We start from the raw sequence: 21,978 nt of genomic DNA, 5'->3' as shown, positions 1-21,978 counted from the left end.
AGGGCGGGGAATCCACCTCGGTATTCTTTTGAACCACCCTTCCGACGTGATAGCTAATGAGTGCTGACGCCGACGCGGACACGAATCACAAGAACGCCGAGCAGGACGTCATCGCAGTCGACGCCGACGACAACGAGCAAGGACTCGTGAATCGACTCGACGCCCACACGGGCGACGGGGTCCGCCATCGCGCGTTCACCGCGCTGCTGTTCGACGGTGAGGGCAACATCCTGCTGGCTCAGCGGGCTGCCACCAAGCGTCTGTGGGACACCTTCTGGGACGGCACCGTCGCCTCTCACCCCCGGGCCGGCCAGACGCAGGTCGAGGCCACGCGCGAGCGCCTCGAAGAAGAGCTGGGAGTGACGCCCGACCAGTACGAGAACCTCCGCGTCACGGATCGCTTCGAGTACAAGCGCTACTTCGAGAACGCGGGCGTCGAATACGAGGTCTGTGCGGTCCTGCAGGCCACGCTGACGGATACGTCGCTGGACCCCAACCCCGAGGAAGTCGACGGACTGATGTGGGTTCCCTACCGGCGACTGCACGACAACCCCGAATACTACCGGCAACTGCGGCTCTGTCCCTGGTTCGAGATTGCGATGCGACGGGACTTCGAAGAGTAGGGAGACGTCGAACAGAACGACCAGTCGGTCCGAGACGTTCGTGACAGCAGTTACTCGACCAGCTGCCACTCGCCGTCACCGGGACTGGCCTCGGTGGCGGGAACACCGACCGGCACGATCACGTCCCGGCGTTCCATCTCCGCGAGGACCTCGTCCAGCCGGTTGGGCTGGGCGATCTCCATCTCGATGCGTTCGACGTTGTGGAACGACCGCATAGCTGCACGGATGGCGGTTCGATCGAAGATCTCGCGCTCGGATTTCTCCATGACGCCAGCGATCAACTCGACCATGTCCTCGACGAAGTTCCAGGGGTAGACGACCCAGGTCCACTCTTCGAGGCGCTCGCCGACGAAGTCGGGTTCGAACTCGCTCTTCTCGCCCATCAACTGGATCGTCGCCGTCCGCACTTCGTTGGGGTCGCGCTCCTCGACGTACTCCTTGGCGTGAGCCATCGACTTGCCCGTGTCGGCGATGTCGTCGACGATCAGGACGTCTTTGTCCTCGACGGAACCCTCCGGCATGGGGTAGCGAATCTCGGGCGTGCCGGTGGCCTGGGCGGCGCCGACGTAGTGTTCGATCTTCAGGCTCGTCAGATCGTTCAGGCCGAGAAAGTCACAGAGACAGCGGCCGGCGAACCAGCCGCCCCGGGCCAGCGCGACGACGACGTCCGGCTCGAACTCGGCGGCTTTCACCTGGTCGCTGACGTTCCGGGTGAGGCCGTAGATGTACTCCCAGTTCGTGATCGTACAGGGGAACTCCTCGGGCAAGTCACTCATTCGCGGTGGTCACCACCCGGCGATTCGAGCCGCGCGGCCAAGAAGGGGGCGGATTCGACCGAGTTTCAGGCCCGGAAAGTCGGGCCGCCCCTGTTTAAATCGGGCGCCCGTACTCGAAACCGTGATGTCCCCGACACGACGCACTTACCTCACGGCCCTCGCCACCACGACGGTACTGACAGTGGCGGGCTGTAGCAGTAGCGAATCGCCGACCGAAACCCCCGCTGTCACGACCACGCCCGGAGTCTCCGAACCGACGACCGACGGGACGACGGACCGGCCGGAGACAGACACCCGGGGCGGTGACCTGCCGAGCTACGCCGACCGCGCGGCCTACACCGAGGAGTCGCTATCTCTGGAGGCGACCGAGGAGTGTTCGCTGGGAGCGACGCTGACGCTCCCGGAGGGGGACGGAGCGGTTCCCGGCGTCGTCATCGTCCACGGGTCCGGGCCGAACGACCGTGACGGGACGGTGGGACCGCTACAACCGTATCGCGACCTCGCAGTCGGACTCGCGAGTCGGGGTATCGCCGTCCTGCGGTACGACAAGCGGACGTTCGCCTGCCAGCAGTCGATCGACCCGACGGCGTTCACCATCGACGACGTCGTGACCGAGGACGTCCTGACAGCTGTCTCGCGCCTGCGCGAGCAGCCCCGCGTCGATCGCGAGGACATCGTCGTGGTCGGCCACAGTCTCGGCGGTGCGCTCGCACCACGGGTCGCCAGTCGGGACGGCGGCCTGGCCGGGATCGCTCTGCTCGCGGCCAACGCCCGGCCGCTCCCGGACCTGATCGTCGACCAGACCCGCTACGCACTCGAACGCGACGGGGAACTCACCGACGCCGAGCGACGACGACTCGAACAGACACGAGCGCTGGCCGAGCGACTCCGAACTGCCGATATCGGCGACGAGGAAGTCCTGGCAGGCGGCGGGGAGCCGTTCTGGCGCAGCCTCGCCGAGTACGACCAGGTCGAGACGGCGACGGCGATCGAGACACCGATACTGCTCGCCCAGGGCGAACGCGACAGACAGGTCACGGTGGCAGACGACCTGTCGCGCTGGCGCGACACCCTCGGTGACCGGACGGACGTGAGGATCCACACCTACCCGGGGTTGAACCACTACTTCGTGGACGGTGCCGGGGCGCTGGAAACCGGCGGACAGCCGGAAGACGGATTCGTGGCAGAGAGCCTGATCGCAGACCTCGCGGACTGGATCGAAGGCGTCGTCGAAGCGGCGTGACGCCAAACCGTTAACCACCAGGCCCACCCAGCAGGCGGTATGGACACCCGAGACGCCTATCTCGTCGACGCGTTCACCGACGAGCCGACCTGTGGCAATCCCGCCGGTGTCGTCCCCGACGCCGACGGGCTGGACGCCGAACAGATGCAAGCGCTGGCGAACGAACTCGGCGCGAGCGAGACCGCGTTCGTCCGGTCGAGCGACGAAGCCGACCGCCAGATCAGGTATTTCACACCCGAGACAGAAGTCGACCTCTGTGGCCACGCGACCATCGCCAGCCACGCGCTGCTTTTCGAGCAGGGAGTGATCGAATCGGGCCAGCACACCATGGAGACCGAGGCCGGCGTGCTCGACATCTCGATCTCCGAGGACGGGATGGTCTGGATGACCCAGAACGCGCCCCGAGTGCGCGAACTCGACGTCGACCTCGGGCGCGTCGCCGAGGCCCTGGGCGTCGATCCCGACTCGATCAGCGCCGTCGGCCTGCCGATCGCCTGGACCTCGACCGGCCTACCCTTCCTCGCAGTCCCCATCGAGTACTTCTCGGATCTCTCCTCACTGGATCCTGACTTCCGGGCGATCGAAGCCCTCTGTGACGAGCACGGCGCGACCGGGATCTACGCGTTCACGTTCGACACGCTCGCGGGCGACTCGACGCTGCACGGCCGGATGTTCGCGCCCGGCGCGGGGGTCGACGAGGACCCCGTGACCGGAACGGCCAGCGGTGCAGTCGGCGCGTATCTCGACCACCAGGGCGCGCTCGAGGATACCGCGGCGATGACGTTCGAACAGGGGCACTTTCTCGACCGGCCGGGGACGGTGTCGGTGAGCGTCGGAGCCGAGGTCAAGGTCGGCGGGCGTGCAGTCACGACGCTTTCGGGGTCGATCGTCGTGCCCGAGAGCGACGACGACGAGATTCTCGAAGCCTGAACGGCGCGAGCCACGGACGGTTTGCAACGGTCGTTCGATGGAAAACAGTTGATAGCGCAATCCCTAAACGGGAGAACGCCCAATACTTCTTCAGCATGCAGCGGGTCGAGCCGGCGCCACAGGACTTCGATCGGGTTCTCTCTTCGATGTGCACCGAACCACATCCGATGGCCCGCCAGGCAGCCGAGCGCTTCCTCGCGACCAATCCCGGCGACCCCGCGACCTACCAGGAGGTCGCCGACCTCGAACGCGAGGCCGTCGAGATGCTCGGGACGGTCACGGGCCTGCCGGACCCGGCAGGCTACGTCACCAGCGGCGGCACGGAGGCCAACATCCAGGCGGTCCGGATCGCCCGCAATCGCGCCGACACCGACGACCCGAACGTCGTCGTCCCGACTCACGGCCACTTCAGCTTCTGGAAAGCCGCAGACGTCCTGGGCGTCGAACTCCGGACCGCACCGCCCAGCGACTACCGGGCCGACCCCGACGTCATGGCGGAGCTGGTCGATGCCGATACCGTCCTCGTGGCCGGCGTGGCCGGGACGACCGAGTACGGCTACGTCGACCCAATTCCCGAACTCGCCGAGGTGGCCCACAGCGTCGATGCACTCTTCCACGTCGACGCCGCCTGGGGCGGTTTTTACCTGCCCTTTAGCGACCACCGGTGGCACTTCGGCCACGCCGCGGTCGACACCATGACGATCGACCCGCACAAGGTCGGCCAGGCCGCGGTCCCGGCGGGCGGCCTCCTGGCTCGCTCGCCCGAGTTGCTGGACGAACTCGCGATCGACACGCCGTATCTCGAATCGACGAAACAGGTGACCCTGACCGGGACGCGCTCGGGTGCCGGCGTCGCCAGCGCCGTCGCCGCGATGGAGGCGCTGTGGCCCGAGGGCTATCGCGAGCAGTACCACCGATCGATGGACAACGCCGAGTGGCTGGCGGCCGAACTCCGCGAACGCGGCTACGACGTCGTCGAACCCGAATTACCGCTGGTCGCGGCCGACGTCTCCGTGGCGCTGGTCGAGGAGTTGCGAGAGCGGGGCTGGCGCGTCGCCAAGACCGAGGCCGGGGAATTGCGCGTGGTCTGTATGCCCCACGTCACCCGGTCGATGTTGCGTTCGTTCGTCGCCGATCTGGACTGGTACTGATCGCAACCGAAATATGAAGCTTTAGGACCCCGTCTGACCCAGAGATAGGTAGTGCCCATCGAACTGGTCCTCTCGGGTGGCTTCCTCGAAGGTCTGTTCGCCACGCTCAAAGACGCCGTCGAGACGGCGACGGGACCGCTCGGCCTCGGTATCATCGGGATCTACTCGTTTCTGATCGCGTTCGTCCTCCCCCTCCCGAGCGAGGTCGTCCTCGCGCCAGCGAGCCAGATGCGGCTCGGCTTCTCGACGGAGGTGACGCTGGTGCTCATTATCCTCGTCAGCGGCATCGGCAAAGCCGCGGGCAGCGTCTTCGCGTTCCACATCGGCCAGGAGGCCAAACAGTCCGGCCCGGTCATTCGCTTCGTCAGACAGTCACGATTCGACATCATCGCGTGGTCCGAGAAGAAGACCGTCCAGCTCGCCCAGCGATTCGGCTACGTGGGGCTCGCGCTCGCGCTCTGTGTCCCCTTCTTCCCCGACACGATCTCGATCTACGCGTTCTCGGTCCTCGAAGAGGACTACTATCGCTTCGCCGCAGCGACGTTCGTCGGCAGCGTTGGCCGGCTAGTGGTCACGCTCGTCGGCGTCTTCGGGGCCGCGACCGTGTTCTAGGAGTGGTTCTTTCACGTCCGATTCCGAAGGATTAATCTGGATCCTGGAAGAGGTAACACATATCGAGTGGCATGTTAGCACAACGTCCCGGACGACGCGCCAGCAAGTGTTCCCCGCTGCTGGTGTTCGCCGATCCGCTCGACGCCGACCGCGAAGCCGCCTGTAGCACGCTGCTCGACGGAACAAGCGATGCGCCACCCTCCCTGCTCGTGTTCGCGTACAACCGCCGGCCGCGCGTCGTCACCGAACACGTCCGCGAGCACGCCGACAGCGATTGTGAGTCGCTAACGATCCTCGATCTCTGTGAGGACGACCACAGACAGAGCCGGCCGGCGTCCCTCGGATCGGATGTCGTCGTCGAGCGCGAATCGGCGTCGAACTTGACGGGGATCGGGATCGACGTTGCCAACGCGATCGATCGCGTCGACGAGGAACCACTACACGTCTGCCTGGGATCGCTCACCACGCTCGTCCAGTACGTCGATCCCGAGACGGCGTTCAAGTTCTTGCAGGTGACCATCAGCCGGCTCGAATCGACCGAGGGGCACGTCCACGCCCACCTCGATCCCGACGCCGTCGACGAGGAGACCGTCACGACGCTCGAATCGCTGTTCGACGGGATTCTGTGTCGCCGGGATCGAGAGTGGACGATCGAGGATTAACACGACGCCGGGGCCGAGCCGGTGACCACGTTCACGAGGTTGCTGATCGCTCTGAACTGCGTTCCCAGTGGCACGACTTCGAGGAATGCCCGGCGGGCGATCCGGCAGACGAGTTCGGCCTTCGCCGCGGCGACATATGGCCCATCTCCACGCCGCCACAGTGGCCTGTGGCGGCGAAGAACCCACCTGGCGAGATACTGTCTCACTCGCTAACATATATTTATCATAACAGCGCGCGTCGGTGTAAGTATGCAAACTCGCCGACTCCCATCACAGGTCGTCCTCGGAGCGCTGGTCGTCGTCGTCGGGATCGTCCTCCTGACAGAGACGACGGGATACGCGGACGTGGACGTCTTCTGGACGTACGTGCCGTCGCTGTTCATTCTGCTGGGGGTGTACGCCTTCGTCGCGAGCGGGTTCCGGAACGTGATCGGCCCGTTGATCATCGTCGGCGTCGCCGGTGCCTGGCAACTCGTGGCCCTGGAATACCTCACTGCCGAGGAGGTCGTCCAGTTCTGGCCGCTGTTGATCGTCCTGCTCGGGCTCTCGATCATCCTGGGTCAGTACCGTTCGCGCGCCAAGAGCGTCGAAGGAACCTACGTCAGTGCACTGGGGATCTTCGGCGGCTCCGAAAAACGCGCGTCGGGCGCGTTCACCGGCGCTGATCTGACCGCGCTGTTCGGCGGCGCGTCGCTCGATCTCCGCGACGCTGACCCCGAAGATCATCCAGTCCACGTCTCCACGACGGCACTGTTCGGCGGCGTCGAAATCGTCGCTCCACGGGAATGGAATGTCCAACTGGACGTGCTCCCGATCTTCGGCGGGGCCAGCGACGACCGGGCCCGTAGCGAGGACGAACACGAGCACGTCGATCTCGTGGTCACAGGCTTCGCCGCCTTCGGTGGCGTCGCGATCGAAGACTGACGAAGACAATTCACGTCTCCCGGCTGAGCTGGCCGCGCATCAACGCGCGGCCGTGCCGGCCGTCGACACTGCTTCTCCCGGCTGGACTACTCGCGCACGAGAGCGCTCACGAACCGGCCGTCGACACTGCTTCTCCCGGCTGGACTACTCGCGCACGAGAGCGCTCGCGAACCGGCCGTCGACACGCTAGTCGTCTGCGTGTCGCTCGGGCGTAAACGTCACGCCGTCGATCTCGATCGTCTCGGGGACACCACTCGTGTCGTGAGTGCCGACGGGCGGCAAATTCACTTCGGCAGCGGACGAGTTCGTGAGATCGGTCTCCTCGTCGATCACGTCCATCTCACCGTCCGCGACGTCTCTGGCGTCCTGGTCGATCCGCATCGAACAGAAATCGACCCCGCACATCGAGCAGAAACGGGCCTCCTTGTAGTTGTCACCGGGCAGCGTCTGGTCGTGGAACGATTTCGCGCGTTCGGGGTCGAGTGCCAGGTCGAACTGCTCGGTCCAGTCGAAAGCGTACCGCGCTTCCGAGAGCGCGTCGTCCCAGTCCCGAGCCCCTGGAAGGTCGTTGGCCACGTCGGCGGCGTGGGCGGCGATCCGGTAGGCCGCCAGCCCATCCCTGACATCCTCCTGTTCGGGGAGCCCGAGATGTTCTTTGGGGGTGACGTAACACAGCATCGCCGCACCCGCGCGGCCGGCTTCAGTCGCACCGATGGCGCTGGTGATGTGATCGTAGCCCGGCGCGACGTCCGTCACGAGCGGCCCGAGCACGTAGAACGGCGCACCGTCACAGACCTCCTGTTGCTTCTCGACGTTGTCCCGAATCTCGTCCATCGGGACGTGGCCCGGCCCCTCGACCATGACCTGCACGCCGTGGTCCCACGCGGTTCGAGTGAGTTCCCCCAGGGTTTCGAGTTCCGCGAACTGGGCCTCGTCGCTGGCGTCGGCCAGACTCCCCGGACGCAGACCGTCACCCAGCGAGAACGTCACGTCGTGCTCAGCGAAGATTTCGCAGATCTCTTCGAATTTCGTGTAGAGGGGGTTCTCCATGCCGTTCTCCTCGATCCACTGGGCGAGGATCGACCCGCCGCGGGAGACGATCCCCGTCTTGCGGCTGTCCGTCAGCGGAAGGTGCTCCATACGCACGCCCGCGTGAATCGTCATGTAATCGACCCCCTGCTCGGCCTGTTTCTCGATCACGTCCAGCAGGAGTTCGTGGGTGATATCCGCGGCACTACCCGCCCGCTTGACGACCTCGTAAATCGGGACGGTGCCGACGGGCACAGGTGAATGTTCCACGTTGGCCTCGCGGATCGCGTCGAGGTCGCTCCCCGTCGAGAGGTCCATCACCGTGTCCGCACCGTAGTGGACCGCCGTGTGGAGCTTCTCGAGTTCGCCCTCGATGTCGCTGGTCTCCTCGCTGTTGCCGATATTGGCGTTGACCTTCGTCGAAAACGCTCGGCCGATGATCATCGGATCGAGCGACTCGTGGCCGTGATTGGCCGGGATGACGGCCTGGCCTGCCGCGACTTGCTCACGGACGAACTCACGATTGCGGTTCTCGCGCTCGGCGACGCGCTCCATCTCCGCGGTGATCTCGCCGTCGCGTGCGCGCTGGATCTGGGTCGCTGACATCGATAACCTAGTAATATCACTAGGTAATAAACCCGTCGCGGATCAGTCGATCGACAACAGAAGTGGCGCAATTGCGTCGAAAAACACCATCAGTCCGAATCGAACGGATCGACAGCAGCGTTCAATCGCCGAATACCTCAAGAACGGTTACCGCTCGGCCCCGGTCGTATTGTGGGCCTCAGTGCCGTCGCCGCCGAGCGACACCGGCTCGAAGTCCTCGAAAACTCCGGTCTCCTGTTTGATGACCGCGACCGACAGGCCCCCATTATCGGTGATCGTCCATCTGATCTTGTCTCAGGGATCGATATCGAGAGCGTCACGGATCTCCGCGGGGATCGTCGTTTTCCCGTAATCCGTGACCGTCGACTCTCTGGTCGTCGTGATCGCACGATTGACTGGATCGTCGATAAATCTCACGTGAGATCACACGTACGGTAGGTTGTCGCGGTTGTGGTAACCTTTCACAGTACGGACGACCACGGCCGTGCCACCCGTTCACATTACGATTTCCGAAATTCGGTTACGAGTATCGTAACACTTCGCCGGGCTTATTACGATGTGCGGACTCGGGAAGCACAATGACAGACGACGAAGACCGCACAATCCTGCTCATCGGGAGTGGGCCGATCCAGATCGGACAGGCCGCGGAGTTCGACTATTCCGGCGCACAGGCGTGTCGCGCGCTCCAGGAGGAGGGTGCGCGGGTCGTCCTCGTGAACTCGAACCCGGCGACCATCATGACCGATCCGGAGATGGCCGACAAGGTCTACCTCGAACCCATCAACACGGAAGCGATCTCCGAGATCATCAGGAAAGAGCAGCCCGACGGCGTTATCGCCGGGCTGGGTGGGCAGACTGGCCTGAACGTCACCGCCGAACTCGCCGAGGAAGGCGTCCTCGAAGAGCACGACGTCGAGGTCATGGGCACGCCCCTCGACACGATCTACGCGACCGAGGACCGCGAGCAGTTCCGCGACCGCATGGAGAAGATCGACGAGCCGGTCCCCGAGTCGATCACCATCGAGGCCATGGACGAGGTCGAGGACGCCGTCGAACAGGTGGGGGGGCTGCCGGTCATCATGCGCACGACCTACACGCTGGGTGGCGCGGGGTCGGGCGTCATCGACGACATGGACGAACTCAAAGAGGCCGTCCGCAAGGGGCTGCGCCTCTCGCGGAACAACGAAGTGATGATCACCGAGTCCATCGACGGGTGGGTCGAACTCGAATACGAGGTCATGCGCGACGCCGACGACTCCTGTATCATCATCTGCAACATGGAGAACCTCGACCCGATGGGCATCCACACCGGCGAATCCACCGTCGTCACGCCCTCCCAAGTCATCCCCGACGAGGGCCACCAGGAGATGCGCGACTCCGCGCTGAAGGTCATCCGAGAGTTGGGGATCGAGGGCGGCTGTAACATCCAGCACGCCTGGCGCGACGACGGCACGCCCGGCGGCGAATACAGGGTGGTCGAGGTCAATCCTCGGGTGTCGCGCTCTTCCGCGCTGGCCTCGAAAGCGACTGGCTACCCGATCGCCCGCGTGACCGCCAAGGTCGCGATGGGCAAGCGCCTCCACGAGATCGAAAACGAAATCACCGGCCAGACCACCGCCGCCTTCGAGCCCGCGATCGACTACATCGTCACGAAGGTGCCGCGCTGGCCCGTCGACAAGTTCCGCGACGTCGACTTCGAACTCGGCCCCGCGATGAAATCGACTGGTGAAGCGATGTCCATCGGCCGGACCTTTCCCGAGAGCCTACTGAAGGCCCTGCGCTCCAGCGAGTACAACCCGGCGGTCGACTGGGAAGACATCGGCGACGAGGAACTCGAAGCCGAGTATCTGGAGACGCCACGTCCCGACCGTCCCTACGCCATCTTCGAGGCGTTCTCTCGCGGCTACACGGTCTCGGAGATCAACGACCTGACCGAAATTCGTGAGTGGTACCTCGAACGCTTCGAGCAGGTCGCCGACGCCGCCGAGGCCGCACAAAATGGCGACTTCGAGATCGCCGGCCAGGCCGGGTTCACCGACCAGGAGATCACCGCCATCGCCGGCGGCGAGTTCAACGACACGCACCACTCCTGGCTGCCCGCCGACGTCGAAGACGGCGACGACGAGGAAGTCGAAGCGGCTGCGGATGGAGGAGCCACGATTCCGGACACCGTGACGGTCGAGACCGTCGCCGCCGAGACGACCGATCGGGACTTCAAGCTGGTCGACACCTGTGCGGGCGAGTTCAAGGCGACGACGCCGTACTACTACTCCTCGCGCGACCCCCACTCGGTGATGGATCGAGACGAACTACTCGTCGATCGCGACGTCGAGAGCGTCGTCGTAGTCGGCGGCGGTCCGATCCGCATCGGCCAGGGCGTCGAGTTCGACTACTGTTCGGTCCACGCCGTCCGCGCGCTGCGCGAGATGGGTATCGAAGCCCACGTCGTCAACAACAATCCCGAAACCGTCTCGACGGACTACGACACCTCCGACGGGCTGTTCTTCGAGCCCGTCACGGCCGAGGAAGTCGCCGACGTGATCGAAGCGACCGACGCCGACGGCGTGATGGTCCAGTTCGGTGGCCAGACCTCCGTCGACATCGGCCACCCGCTCGAACAGGAGCTACAGCGCCGGGATCTCGATTGTGAAATCATGGGTACGTCCGTGGACGCGATGGATCTCGCCGAGGACCGAGACCGCTTCAACCGCCTGATGGACGACCTGGGCATCGCCCAGGCCGAGGGTGGCTCCGCCACCAGCGAGGAAGAGGCCCTCGAACTGGCCCAGGAGATCGGCTATCCCGTGCTGGTCCGCCCGAGCTACGTCCTGGGTGGCCGCGCGATGGACATCGTCTACAACGACGAGGACCTCAAGACCTACATCGAGGAAGCAGTACGAGTGAGCCCGGACAAGCCGATCCTCATCGACGACTTCCTCGCCGACGCCGTCGAGCTCGACGTCGACGCCGTCGCCGACGGCGAGGACGTACTGATCGGCGGCGTCATGGAACACGTCGAAACTGCCGGTGTGCACTCCGGCGACTCGGCGTGTATGATCCCGCCGCGCTCTCAGGAGATCAAAGACGTCATGCCCCGCATCCGCGAGGTGACCGAGGACATCGCGCAGGCGCTAGACACGGTCGGCCTGCTGAACGTCCAGTTGGCAGTTCGCGATGGCGAGGTCTACGTGCTCGAAGCCAATCCGCGCTCCTCGCGCACCGTGCCGTTCATCTCGAAGACGACGGGTGTCCCGATCGCGAAACTCGCCGCCCAGGTCATGGCCGGCGTGTCCCTGGAGGAACTCGACGTCCAGGAACAGATCCCGGATCAGGTCTCGATCAAGGAGGTCGTCCTGCCGTTCGACCGCCTGCCGGGGAGTGATCCGCGTCTCGGCCCCGAGATGAAGTCGACTGGTGAGGTCATGGGCACCGCCGGGAGCTTCGGCAAGGCCTACCAGAAGGCCCAGATGGCCGTCGGCAAGGCGATTCCCCTGGAAGGCACAGCCTTAGTCGACCTGCCCGTGATCGGCTTCGAGGAGCACTTCGAGACCGTCGACCTGGAGGACTTCGAGGACACCGAGGAGATCGTCGATGCGATTCAGAACGGCGAGATCGACCTCGTGGTCTCCCGGGAACGCGACATCCTCGAAGCCTGTGTCGAGGAGACGATTACCTACTTCTCGACGCTGGAAAGTGCCGAAGCGGCTCTGGAAGCAATCAACAGCGCCGACCAGCCGCTGAACGTCCAGGCTATCGGTGACCGACCCAAAGACCAGCGTCAGTGGGGCAAGTAGCCACCGACCGCTGTTTTTTCGCCAACTTCAATCGTCGCTCGCCCGCCCCGCAGTCGTCAGATCGACAACCTCGTCCAGGCCCGTGATCTCGTAGTCGGGACTCACCGACAGCTCGGTGTCGTCACGGTGCGGTCGCCGGACGAACGCCGAATCGATCCCGGCGGCGTGGGCGGCCTCGACGTCGGTCTCGCTGTCGCCGACGTACAGCGCCTCGCGAGTCCCCAGATCCGAGAGCGCCCGTTCGAGATAGTAGGGTTCAGGTTTCTTCCGGTGGAGACTCTCGACCGTCGGTGGGCGGCCGTAGACCGTCTCGAAGTGGTGGTCGAGGCCGAAGTGCTCGAAGGCGAAGTCGACGGTCGCGTCCTGGTTGGAACTGACGACCCCGAGCGGACACTCCAGAGCGTCGAGGTGGTTGATATCGTCGTAGGGACGCTTTCGCCCGGCGCGCATCTCCTCGTGCTGGCGCTGTGCGATTGCCCGGTCGCGCTCGCGCCAGAAGGTGGCTGGATCGAGATCGTAGCGCTGGCAGACGTCATCGAGTTTCGCCGGCGTCACGCCGATGCTCATCGCCTCGACGTCGCTGTCGGCAGGCTCCTCGATCCCGACGGCGGCGAAAGCTTCCCGAGCACCGTCGTAGTGTGGTTCCAGCTCGGTGAGTTCCAGCAAGACCCCGTCGTTGTCGAAGACGACCGCGTCGTACATCACGTGAGAGAAGGCGCCCCAGCGCCGTGACGATTGCGGTCAGAAATCGAAGTCGCCGAGATCCTCCGGGTCGTCGGCGTCGACCTCGAAGGCCTCGGGCGGCTGGCCGGCCTCGTCGACGACCGTATCGGTGACGATGATCGGACAGTCGACCCGGAGCGCGATCGCGATCCCGTCGGAGGGGCGGGCGTCGAAGACGGCGTCTTTGCGCTCGCCGCCGTTGTACTGTTCGGCGTCGATCTTGGCGTAGAAGGTCCCGTCGGCCAGATCGTCGATCCGAACCCGGTCGATCGCCGCGCCGAACTCCGAGACCATCTCGATGAGGAGATCGTGGGTCAGCGGACGCTCGAACGGGGCCTCGTCGATCGCCAGTTGCATCGACTGGGCCTGGTCGGCGCTGACGAAGATCGGCACGAGCTCCTCTCGCACCCGCAGGAGGACGACTGGCGCACCCGTACCGCCGTCGCCGACGCCGACACCCACACCTTCGACTGTGGCCTCGTGTTCCATACCGCCTGATTGAACGGGAACGCTCAAAAGTACTCGGGCGCGCAGCGGAGCCAGTTCGATCGCGACGTGGCCTGGGATTCGTTCCCCCTACATATATCCATCGTCGCTTAACCCGGTTTCAGCGTGGAAATCGAGCCAATCGGAGCCAATCGAGGTCGAACCGGCTTCGGCGAGTTCCCGGTTAATGTGGGTGTCTCTGCATAGCCTGGCCTGGAGGCAGCGACCCAATGAAACTCACCAAGATCATAGGCGTGTTGCTCGCAGTGACGCTCGTCGCCGGCGGAACGGCGGCAGCCCTGCCAGGCAACGCACCCACGGACGCACCGACACAGGCGAACGATCACGCGAACGAGACGGCAGCCGACGATCGCTACAACGAGAGCGATGCCGACGAGCCCGGCGAGACTCCGGATGCCGTGATGGAAAACGAAACTGACGACAACGAAACTCAGGGACCGCCCGCTCACGCTGGCCCGCCTGCCGAGAAAGGCCCTGACAGCGACCGCCGTGGCCCGCCCACGGACATGCCCGAACAGGTCCCGGACTTCGTGACCGAGATCCACCAGACAATCAACCAGTTCCTCGACGGTGAACTCGACGGCAGCCTCGGCGACGCCATCGCCGACATCACGCCCGAGGACAGCGACGAAGAGAGTGAAAGCAGTGAAGACGGTGACGCCGACGAGCAAGACGACACTGAAGACAGCGACACCGACGAGCAAGACGACACTGAAGACAGCGACGACGCCGAGGACAGCGAGCAGTCCGACGACAGCGACGAGGAGACCACGACTGACGACGACAGTGACGACGAACAGGACGACGACAGCACCGAAACCACGACGACCGCGACTGCGGCCTGATCCCCACGATCTGACGCTCCCCACGCTTCGGCCCTCTACCGGGTTCCCCGGATCTATCGGCCCTCCGCCGAACCCCTGAACGCACTCCGTGCTCCCGACACTTCGGCCCTCCCCACGTAACGTCGCGCTTTTCTATCGGCGACCCTAACTGGAAGTCATGAGCGCCCCCACCGAGACCGAGGTCACGCTGAACCGCAAGCAGGCGGCGCTGGCGGTCGCGCCGTTCCTGGCGCTCGGCCTCGCGAACCTCGTGCTGTTGCTCTTCTGGGGCCTGGATCCGCTGTGGGGCTTCATGATCTTCCCCCCGATCCTCTTCATCAGCGTGCTCGGCTGGATCGCCTTCCGGACCGGGTTCATCCGCAACCAGGGCGAAGAGTCACCCGAACCCGGTGACGAACTCGCCTAGTCGTCGAACAGGTCGTCGACGGCGCTCCGAGCGGCCAGTGCGGCGTCGTCGGCGACTCGACCTTCGTCGACCGTCGGATCGTCGACGTTGAGGTAGACGTCGACTTCGAGAATCCCGTCTTCGAAGGTGACGGTGACGTCGAAGTCGGTGACTGCCGAGTTATCACACCGCGAAAAGATCACGTTCTCGGCCGCCTCGGCGGCCGTCTCTACGACCTCGGCGTCCTCGGGCATGGCTCAGTCGCCGCCAGCGCCGGGGCCGCCCATCGGACCGCCGCCACCGCCGCCGCCGAGCATCTGCTGGAGCTCCTGCTGGAGGTCCTCGAACTGCTCCTGGACGCGCTCTTCCTGCTTCTCGAGAGTTTCGACGCGGACGCTCAGGTTGTCGACCTTCTCTTCGAGGTCGTCGTAGGCGTCGTCGTAGTCGCTCTCGACGAGCAGTTCGCCGACCTGGCGGTACATGCCCGTGTCCTCGTCGATATCCTCGAGCGCGTCGAGGGCGCTCTCGGCTTCCGCGAGCTGGGTCTCGGCCTGCTGTTTCTGCGTGGCGACGTTCTGGGCTGTCTCCTGCAGATCCTGTAGCTCTTCGAGCTTCTCCTGTGCTTCCGGCGGCAGATTACCCTGCATATCCCCACCGTGGAGACCCGCCGTGTTAAACCCACGTTTTTGTGTTCGAAACGAGGCTGGCCGCTCACTCCGGGAACAACTCGACCTCCCGGTCGATACCCTCGATCAGCCGCACGTCTTCGGGATCGAGCGAGAGATCGGCGGCAGCGAGATTCGCCGCCAGGTGCGCGCGACTGCTCGCTTTCGGAATCGTCACCACGTTGTCGTAGCTCAGTGCCCAGGCAATCGCCACCGCCGCCGGCGAGGTGTCGTGTTTCTCGGCGACCGACTGCACCTCCGGGATGTCGAAGACCTCTCCGCCGGCCAGCGGCGAGTACGCGACGATCGTGTAGTCGTGTTCGCGAGCGTGGTCGAGGAGGTCCTGCTGTTGAAACAGGGGGTGGAACTCGACCTGGTTGGCCACGATCGGAGTCTCGCAGTGGGCCTGGGCGGTCTCGTACTGCGCGGGCGTGAAGTTACTCACCGCGAGGTGCGTGGTCAAGTCCTGCTCGCGGACGGTGTCGAGCGCCCGCATGGTTCCCGCTGGATCGTAGCCGCCACGGGGACGGTGGACGTACAGCAGCTCGACCGCCTCGACGCCAAGTCGGTCGAGACTCGCCTGGGTCCCGGATTCGACAGCTTCGGGAGCCAGATTATCGATCCAGAGTTTGGTGGCGAGAGTCACCTCATCGCGGGCGACGTCGCTCGAAGCGAGGCCCTCGCCGACGACGCGTTCGTTCTCGTAGATCTGTGCGGTGTCCAGGTGGCGATAGCCGACGTCGAGCGCCGTCTCGACGACGTGGGGGTCGTCGACGCCCATCGTGCCGAGGCCGACTGGTGGCAGGTCCATGTCCGCGAGGTTCGGTGCCGTCTGCCTTCCCACTGTCGACGCCGCTCTACTCGGAGCCGAGTGCGAAGAGCAACCCTTTAGGCTGCAGTTGGGCACTGTAGGGCTAGATGGGACACGTTCGGACGCTGGCCGGGCAGGCGAAGCGACGACTGGTCGCCGACGTTCGCGAGGACCCGTATCTGCTGGCTATCTTCGGTGTCGCGCTGGTGCTCGGCGTCACCTACATCTGGCACGGCATACCCAACTTCGCGACCTGGGACGGCCGCGACCGGCTGCTCGACCCGCTGGTCGTCTACGGCGCGATGCTGGCCGATCCCGGAGTGGGAACGCTTCAGGAGGCAGTGATCTGGGGTCGGGAACCCTTCGGCGCGACGCTGTATCTCTACGGGTTCGTCCTGCTGCCGGTCGTCGTCGCGGCCGTCCTCACGGGAGAGGCCTCGGCGCTGACCGGCTGGGGTATCCCGATCGAGGAGTTCGGGTTCTGGCCGCTGTGGCACGCCACGCCAGCGTGGATCTGGAACTGGTCGATCATCCTGGGCCGCCTGACGAGCGTCGCCTTCGCGCTCGGGGTCGTCTATCTGGTCTACCGGATCGGAACCTACCTCCACGACCGGCGAGCAGGGCGACTGGCCGCTGCCTTCATGTCGGTGACGTGGGGACTGGTGACGCTCACGCACGAAGTGGGCGAGGACATCCCCAGCCTCTTTCTCCTGCTGGTGGCGCTGTACATGCTGGTCCAGTACGTCGACACCGGCGATCGCCAGCGGTTCTACGTCGCCTGTGCGGTCGGCGCGCTCGCGATGGGGCTGAAACTCACGACCGCGCTGATCGTCCCGACCATCGGGCTGGCCCACCTCTACCGGACCTATCGAGAGGGCGGGACGATCCAGACTGCCCTGGCGGATCGGGAGTTGCTGTTGAAGGGGATGGGGCTGGGCGCGCTGGTGATCGTGCTCTCGTTCCCGACGCTGCTCGTGGGTGGGGTCGTCGAGTTCATTACGCGGCTGTTCGGCAGCCCGGCCTACCGGGTCATCGACGGCAACGGTCCCGACGCCGGCGCCTGGTGGTGGCTGCTCCGCGGGTACTTCCAGGCCTTGGGCCTCCCGCTGTTTTTCGCCGGGATCGCGGGCGTCGGCGTGGCTATCCTCCGGGTGCGCGAGCGCTGGCCCGAGCTGGACGCCTCGGTCGTCCTGCTGACTTACGTGCTGTTGCACGTGCTCGTGATGGCCAACTGGCGGGACTTTCGACCCCACCACCTGCTCGTGACGCTGCCGCTGATCCTCGTGTTCCTGGCCCGCTGGCTCGCCCCCCTCTGGGAGGAACGGCCGACAATTACGCGTGCGGTCGTCGCCCTCCTGCTGGTGAGCAGCGGGCTCTACGCCGGGGTCGGTGTGGTTCAATATGGGTCGATGCCCCGCGACGAGGCCGTCGCCTGGATGGACGACAACGTCGACCGCGAGGCCACCATGGAACTGTACGTTCGCGGGTTCGACGAGGCCGCCGTCCCCCACTGGATGGACGTCCAGTACCCCTACGTCGCCAACACGAACCAGACGCTCGAACCCTGCCCCGACTATATTCAACTGACGCACCGTGATCTGCTGTACCTCCGTGACATCCCCGAAGACGAGCGCAGCACCTACACGCGCGACAACACCAGCGTCCACGCCGCCTACGTCCGGAGCCTGCTGAACGAGTCCTACGGCTACGAGATCGCCGCCGAATTCGGCGAGCAGCCGCCGAACTACGTCCCCGACCGGCCCGCCGCTGGCTCGCTGGTCGACCTGCTCGAACTCGGGATCTACCCTCACAGCGACCAGTACGGCGACGAGCAGGAACTGCAGGCCAACCAGTTCGTGATCCTGCTGGAGCACACCGGCTCCTGTGCGGAGCCGCTACCGCGACCCACGAACGTCACGGTCCGGGTCGCCGGGCCGCCCTGAGAAACGCCGCTTTTCGACGCTATGCGTCTGCGCCGCTACAGCGTTCAGCAACCTCGACCAGCGACGCCCAGGTGTTGATCCCCGCTCGCAGGGCGATCAGATCCGCCGCCTCGATGGTGACGGTGAGGGTCGCCTCGTCGCGCTCGACCGTCGCCTGGGTGCGATCGCCCTCGATGTCGCCGGCTTCCAGGTGGACGCTTCGCTGGACGCGGCGTGCAGCCTCGGGAGTCGGATAGTCGGCGGTGAAAACAGCCTCGTGGGCCATCGCCGCGTTACTGGACGTCGACTTCTTTGACGTCAGGGGCGCGCTCTTTCAGCAGGACGCGGTGCCCGCAGTAAGGACAGCGAACGCCGCCGTAGGCGTCGAGTTCGACGTCGCGCTTGCAGCGAGAACACTTGTAGCTCATATCTGTGATTGAGGTCTGGAGACGGTTTATTCTTCGTCCTCTGCCAGCGCCGCGCGGATGGAGCGCCGGACGGTCTTGCCCGCGGGCGTGACGGGGCGGTAGGTCCCGCCGGTGAACTCGTAGTTACAGGCCTGGCACTGCCAGATGCCCGTCCCCTGGCGGTCGACGCGGTCCTCGCCGCACTCGGGGCAGGTGTGGTCCTCGTTCATTTCTGCTTCGATCTCGGCGACGCGACGCCGGGCGACACGCCCGTAGCGCGCACCGAAGCGCCCTGCGCTCCCGGTGCGTCCCGTTTTCTCGGCCATAGTACCGTACTCTCGGCCGACGATATTCATAAACCCTACGAGTCACGGCTAGGAATCTGTGATTGGGACACACGGGATGGCTCGGGAACATCCCCATTAGGCTCGCTAGGAAATAACGACACAACTATCAACACCGTCTCGAAAGCCCTCACCACGCTAGCAATCACGCGGATGATTACGTCTCGAAAGCCCTCACCACACTCGCGGCCGCTCTGTCGGCCCTATTCGAGCGAAGCGAGAATATCCGACAGAGCGACTCCACTCGCTCACGGGTCGCTTCGCTCACGGCTGCGCCGTTCGCATTCGAGGCCCTCACTTCGTTCGCGCCTCGCTCTCCCCGCTCGTTCATTCGGAGACGTTCCCTTCGGTCACGTCTCCCGCACCTCCCCGGTCGCGGCGCGGACGCGCCGCGAGAGCAAGCTCTCGCGAGCCCTGCGTCGCTTCGCTCCGCAGGACGCCGCGACACGCTTCCTGACCGCCCCGCGGTGGCCGAGAGCGAGTGGCGCGACAAGAGTCGCGCCTGAGCGACCCGGGGAAGGGCAGGCCTGCTGTGCGGTGGCGGTGCTGTTGTTGTTGTTCCTGGTGGATTGAAAGGGAGAGACTCGCTGGCGCTGAAAGGGAGTCGCTGAGCAGGCTCTATTCGAGCGAAGCGAGAATATCCTGCTCAGCGACCGCCAGCGAGGCGAGGGCTTTCCCGCGGAGTTCACGTTGCTGTCTCTGTCTCCTAGCCAGCGATTGGAGGGATTTCCCTGCTTGTTCGCAGTAGAATCCCTGTGTCCTAGCCTGCGAGAAGCACGTCCATCAGAGAATCAGTCTTGCAGATCTTCGTCTTCGAGGGCCTCGTTCAGGTCGGCCCGAACGTGCTCGCCGAGTTCCCGCTCGCCCGCCGTCGTCACCACGCGGTTCTCCTGCACACTCGACCCATCTCGAATGAGGAGTCGGACGTTCCCGTCGTCGCCAGCACGGGTCGCCTTCGCCCGCACGCCAGTTCGGGACCCGCCACCGCCGGCATCGATCGGCCCGGGGATAACTTTCTTGACGTGGGGATGGCCAGCCACCGTGTAGATGGCGCGCTGGCCGTCGCGACCGCCGATCAGCGTCGAATGGCTGCCGCCGAGTTTGTCGGCGGGCGCGGTCTCGACCACGTCCAGGGCGGGCTCGCCACGGCGCTCGATGACGTGCGCGACGGGGTCCTCGGCTCGCACCCGGTAGAACGGATAGTGCAACTGCCCCCGCACCTCGTCGACGACTTCGCGATCGCCAGTGACGTACACTTCCTCGGGGCGCTTGCGCCGGACCTCGTCGGCGATCAGCCCCGCGAAGTTTCGTAACTCGATGACGGCCGTCTCGTCGCCGTCTTCGGGCGTCGTCGTGATCGTTCGCTCGCCGACCACCGAATCGTCTTGGAGGGCGACGATCCGGGCGCGATCGCGGCTCAGATCCAGCAGGACGGCCTCCGCATTCTGTGTCCGACAGACCAGACAGTAGTCGCCCGGGCGATCGAGCGGCGAGGCACACTGCCGGCACTCCATTGGCAGTGTATCGGGCCTCGGCGCGAATAAGCCGGACGATTCGGGGCCAGTATGCCCTGGCGCTACGCGAGGTCGTCCGGGCGCTACGCCAGGTCGTCCGGGTCCGCCTTCATGAACTCCCGGAGCAACACCGTCGCGTACGACCCCTTCGGCAACGCAAAGGCGAAGGTCGGATCCTCACCCGAGACATCGAGATCCGTCCGAACCAGGACCGCCCGTCGCGTCCCCGAAGAATCGAACTCCCCGGGGAGGTCAAAGTCCGAGCGTTCGAGATTCAGGTCGGCAAGCACCTCGTGGGCGATGTCAGCGGGCTCACCCTCGCCGAACCCCGTCTCGGTGCCGACCAGCGGCGCGGTGACGAACGCCCGCCCGCGTTCGACGTGCCGACGCGCCGTGTCGACCCGTCGCTCAGTCACGACCTGCGTCCGGTCGGTATCTGGCAGTTCGACTCCCTCCGGCGCGTCCGACTCGGCGAAACAGATCACGTCGCCCGCGACGGGTTCGTCGAACGGCAGCCCCCGCTGAAGTCGTTCGGAACAGATCCGGTTGAACACGTACGACTGAGCGGCGTTGACGAACAGCCGCTGGAGATTCGAGGGCAGCGTCTCCAGGGCGTCCCGGAAGTCCTCGGGGTCGTCGCTGTCGTTCTCGACGAGTCGCTGGAGCATCGCGTTCTCGTAGCCCAAATAGCTCGGCATCGTCTCCAGAGCGTCCTGCCACTCCCGGTCGTCCCACAACTCCTCGACGGTCGCTCTGGCCTCGCGAGTATTCTCACGTTCGCGCTCGCTCGGATTGCCGACGTACGTTCGTACTGCGTCCTCCCACTCCTCGCGGACGATCCCCAGTCCGACCTCGTGAGTCACCGCACGCCGGCTGCCGAAGCGCTGCTGGCCGAAGAAGTTGGGCACGCCCACTCGCTCGTCCTCACCACCCGAATCCTCGTCGCCACCGAACGCCCGGAGATCGGCGGTGATAGATTCGATCGTCTCGGTCTGGTCGGGCCCTGTGACGGTGATCTCGAATCGGTTGCCCGCCAGATCGCCGAACTGGATATTGCGACCTGTGCGCCCCAGAATCTCGACGTCCGCACCGTCGAGATCGACGGCGGCGATGGCGTCGGGATCGGCTTTTCGAACTGTGAACAGTTGGGTCGTGACGGCGTGCTTGTCCTTGGTGCCGGCCCAGTCGACGCGCTCGCGACTGATCCCCAGCCGATCCGAGAGCGCGCTCGCGAAGTCGTTGGTGTCCCACCTCCGGAGGGTCACCCGCAGGAGGACGTGCGGATACCCGCCGGGATCACTGTCGAGTGGTTCGGGCTCGAAGGCTTCGATCTCCTCGACGCGGAAGTCCTCGGGCGACTGCCGGAGACGCCCGCCGATCCCGTCGGCGTCGCTGACGTAGTAGTCGATCCCGACGGCCTGCTCCAGTGGATGAGCCTCGCGCATCTGCGTTGGTCAAACCCTGCCGGGCGAGGAGTAAAGCCCTGTCGTCACGAACGGCTTTTC

Annotated in this window: 24 protein-coding genes; 11 read left to right on the top strand and 13 right to left on the bottom strand. The window is 65.1% G+C overall.

Annotation, left to right across the window (positions count from 1 at the left end; genetic code table 11):
- Positions 1 to 56 precede the first annotated feature (56 nt).
- A complete protein-coding gene (locus DV733_RS10030; RefSeq protein WP_049994822.1) occupies positions 57 to 623 on the top strand; it encodes an NUDIX hydrolase in 567 nt (188 codons plus the stop codon).
- A 50-nt stretch (positions 624 to 673) separates the two neighbouring features.
- Here the strand turns inward: DV733_RS10030 and DV733_RS10025 are convergent, their stop codons facing one another.
- The gene (locus DV733_RS10025; protein ID WP_049994823.1) at positions 674 to 1,399 is read right to left on the bottom strand and encodes a phosphoribosyltransferase; all 726 of its coding nucleotides are present in this window, start codon (positions 1,397 to 1,399) and stop codon (positions 674 to 676) included.
- A gap of 124 nt (positions 1,400 to 1,523) precedes the next feature.
- Here DV733_RS10025 and DV733_RS10020 point away from each other — a divergent pair, with 124 nt between their 5' ends.
- From DV733_RS10020 to DV733_RS09995, 6 genes are all read left to right on the top strand, one after another.
- On the top strand, positions 1,524 to 2,642 hold the full coding sequence (locus DV733_RS10020; RefSeq protein WP_049994824.1) for an alpha/beta hydrolase family protein: 1,119 nt from the start codon (positions 1,524 to 1,526) through the stop codon (positions 2,640 to 2,642).
- A gap of 39 nt (positions 2,643 to 2,681) precedes the next feature.
- Complete coding sequence (locus DV733_RS10015; protein WP_049994825.1) at positions 2,682 to 3,572, top strand: PhzF family phenazine biosynthesis protein; 891 nt, start codon at positions 2,682 to 2,684, stop codon at positions 3,570 to 3,572.
- Positions 3,573 to 3,667: 95 nt separating this feature from the next.
- Positions 3,668 to 4,723, top strand: coding sequence for a tyrosine decarboxylase MfnA (gene mfnA / locus DV733_RS10010; protein WP_049994826.1), 1,056 nt, complete (start codon positions 3,668 to 3,670; stop codon positions 4,721 to 4,723).
- Positions 4,724 to 4,774: 51 nt separating this feature from the next.
- The gene (locus tag DV733_RS10005; RefSeq protein WP_049994827.1) at positions 4,775 to 5,335 is read left to right on the top strand and encodes a YqaA family protein; all 561 of its coding nucleotides are present in this window, start codon (positions 4,775 to 4,777) and stop codon (positions 5,333 to 5,335) included.
- A 71-nt stretch (positions 5,336 to 5,406) separates the two neighbouring features.
- Positions 5,407 to 5,997, top strand: a complete 591-nt coding sequence (locus tag DV733_RS10000) for a DUF7504 family protein (RefSeq protein ID WP_136342329.1) — start codon at positions 5,407 to 5,409, stop codon at positions 5,995 to 5,997.
- A gap of 249 nt (positions 5,998 to 6,246) precedes the next feature.
- Entirely contained in the window at positions 6,247 to 6,921 is a 675-nt protein-coding gene (locus tag DV733_RS09995) for a LiaF transmembrane domain-containing protein (RefSeq protein ID WP_049994829.1), read from the top strand.
- 186 nt (positions 6,922 to 7,107) lie between these two features.
- On the opposite strand, the gene thiC is transcribed toward DV733_RS09995, so the two are convergent.
- Together thiC and DV733_RS17700 are read right to left on the bottom strand one after the other, a co-directional pair.
- Positions 7,108 to 8,556: a phosphomethylpyrimidine synthase ThiC gene (gene thiC, locus DV733_RS09990; RefSeq protein WP_049994830.1), complete on the bottom strand. Its 1,449-nt coding sequence runs from the start codon at positions 8,554 to 8,556 to the stop codon at positions 7,108 to 7,110.
- Positions 8,557 to 8,850: 294 nt separating this feature from the next.
- Positions 8,851 to 8,973, bottom strand: coding sequence for a type II toxin-antitoxin system PrlF family antitoxin (locus DV733_RS17700; protein WP_237560521.1), 123 nt, complete (start codon positions 8,971 to 8,973; stop codon positions 8,851 to 8,853).
- Between the two features lie 161 nt (positions 8,974 to 9,134).
- Here DV733_RS17700 and carB point away from each other — a divergent pair, with 161 nt between their 5' ends.
- Complete coding sequence (gene carB / locus DV733_RS09980; RefSeq protein WP_049994831.1) at positions 9,135 to 12,350, top strand: carbamoyl-phosphate synthase large subunit; 3,216 nt, start codon at positions 9,135 to 9,137, stop codon at positions 12,348 to 12,350.
- Positions 12,351 to 12,377: 27 nt separating this feature from the next.
- Here carB and DV733_RS09975 read toward each other — a convergent pair whose 3' ends face one another.
- Both DV733_RS09975 and DV733_RS09970 read right to left on the bottom strand, forming a co-directional pair.
- The gene (locus DV733_RS09975; RefSeq protein ID WP_049994832.1) at positions 12,378 to 13,052 is read right to left on the bottom strand and encodes an HAD family hydrolase; all 675 of its coding nucleotides are present in this window, start codon (positions 13,050 to 13,052) and stop codon (positions 12,378 to 12,380) included.
- Between the two features lie 39 nt (positions 13,053 to 13,091).
- Complete coding sequence (locus DV733_RS09970) at positions 13,092 to 13,562, bottom strand: bifunctional nuclease family protein (RefSeq protein WP_049994833.1); 471 nt, start codon at positions 13,560 to 13,562, stop codon at positions 13,092 to 13,094.
- A gap of 227 nt (positions 13,563 to 13,789) precedes the next feature.
- On the opposite strand from DV733_RS09970, the gene DV733_RS09965 reads away from it, so the two are divergent.
- Entirely contained in the window at positions 13,790 to 14,425 is a 636-nt protein-coding gene (locus tag DV733_RS09965; protein WP_049994834.1) for a hypothetical protein, read from the top strand.
- Positions 14,426 to 14,582: 157 nt separating this feature from the next.
- Positions 14,583 to 14,831 (top strand): hypothetical protein, encoded by a 249-nt coding sequence (locus DV733_RS09960; protein WP_049994835.1) that lies wholly within the window; start codon positions 14,583 to 14,585, stop codon positions 14,829 to 14,831.
- Here the strand turns inward: DV733_RS09960 and DV733_RS09955 are convergent.
- The 3 genes from DV733_RS09955 to DV733_RS09945 all read right to left on the bottom strand — a co-directional run bounded on the left by DV733_RS09955 (position 14,828) and on the right by DV733_RS09945 (position 16,286).
- Positions 14,828 to 15,064 (bottom strand): DUF3194 domain-containing protein, encoded by a 237-nt coding sequence (locus tag DV733_RS09955; protein ID WP_049994836.1) that lies wholly within the window; start codon positions 15,062 to 15,064, stop codon positions 14,828 to 14,830. The genes DV733_RS09960 and DV733_RS09955 overlap by 4 nt on opposite strands.
- A gap of 3 nt (positions 15,065 to 15,067) precedes the next feature.
- Entirely contained in the window at positions 15,068 to 15,457 is a 390-nt protein-coding gene (locus DV733_RS09950) for a prefoldin subunit beta (protein WP_049994837.1), read from the bottom strand.
- Between the two features lie 64 nt (positions 15,458 to 15,521).
- A complete protein-coding gene (locus DV733_RS09945) occupies positions 15,522 to 16,286 on the bottom strand; it encodes an aldo/keto reductase (RefSeq protein ID WP_049994838.1) in 765 nt (254 codons plus the stop codon).
- A gap of 107 nt (positions 16,287 to 16,393) precedes the next feature.
- On the opposite strand from DV733_RS09945, the gene DV733_RS09940 reads away from it, so the two are divergent.
- Positions 16,394 to 18,229 carry an ArnT family glycosyltransferase gene (locus DV733_RS09940; protein WP_049994839.1) on the top strand — a complete coding sequence of 612 codons (1,836 nt, stop codon included), beginning with the start codon at positions 16,394 to 16,396 and terminating at the stop codon, positions 18,227 to 18,229.
- 19 nt (positions 18,230 to 18,248) lie between these two features.
- On the opposite strand, the gene DV733_RS09935 is transcribed toward DV733_RS09940, so the two are convergent.
- The 5 genes from DV733_RS09935 to truD all read right to left on the bottom strand — a co-directional run bounded on the left by DV733_RS09935 (position 18,249) and on the right by truD (position 21,918).
- Entirely contained in the window at positions 18,249 to 18,494 is a 246-nt protein-coding gene (locus DV733_RS09935) for a KEOPS complex subunit Pcc1 (protein ID WP_049994840.1), read from the bottom strand.
- A 7-nt stretch (positions 18,495 to 18,501) separates the two neighbouring features.
- Positions 18,502 to 18,636, bottom strand: a complete 135-nt coding sequence (locus tag DV733_RS09930; RefSeq protein WP_049994841.1) for a DNA-directed RNA polymerase subunit P — start codon at positions 18,634 to 18,636, stop codon at positions 18,502 to 18,504.
- Between the two features lie 26 nt (positions 18,637 to 18,662).
- Entirely contained in the window at positions 18,663 to 18,941 is a 279-nt protein-coding gene (locus tag DV733_RS09925; RefSeq protein WP_049995348.1) for a 50S ribosomal protein L37ae, read from the bottom strand.
- Positions 18,942 to 19,750: 809 nt separating this feature from the next.
- Positions 19,751 to 20,473, bottom strand: coding sequence for a DUF2103 domain-containing protein (locus tag DV733_RS09920; RefSeq protein WP_049994842.1), 723 nt, complete (start codon positions 20,471 to 20,473; stop codon positions 19,751 to 19,753).
- Between the two features lie 83 nt (positions 20,474 to 20,556).
- A complete protein-coding gene (gene truD, locus DV733_RS09915; RefSeq protein WP_049994843.1) occupies positions 20,557 to 21,918 on the bottom strand; it encodes a tRNA pseudouridine(13) synthase TruD in 1,362 nt (453 codons plus the stop codon).
- Positions 21,919 to 21,978 lie beyond the last annotated feature (60 nt).

Origin of the sequence: Halapricum salinum (genome assembly GCF_004799665.1) — an archaeon.
In the GTDB taxonomy this organism is placed as follows: Archaea; Halobacteriota; Halobacteria; order Halobacteriales; family Haloarculaceae; genus Halapricum; species Halapricum salinum.
The sequence above is the reverse complement of the archived record's forward strand: the minus strand, read 5'-3'. Positions and strand labels throughout refer to the sequence as shown.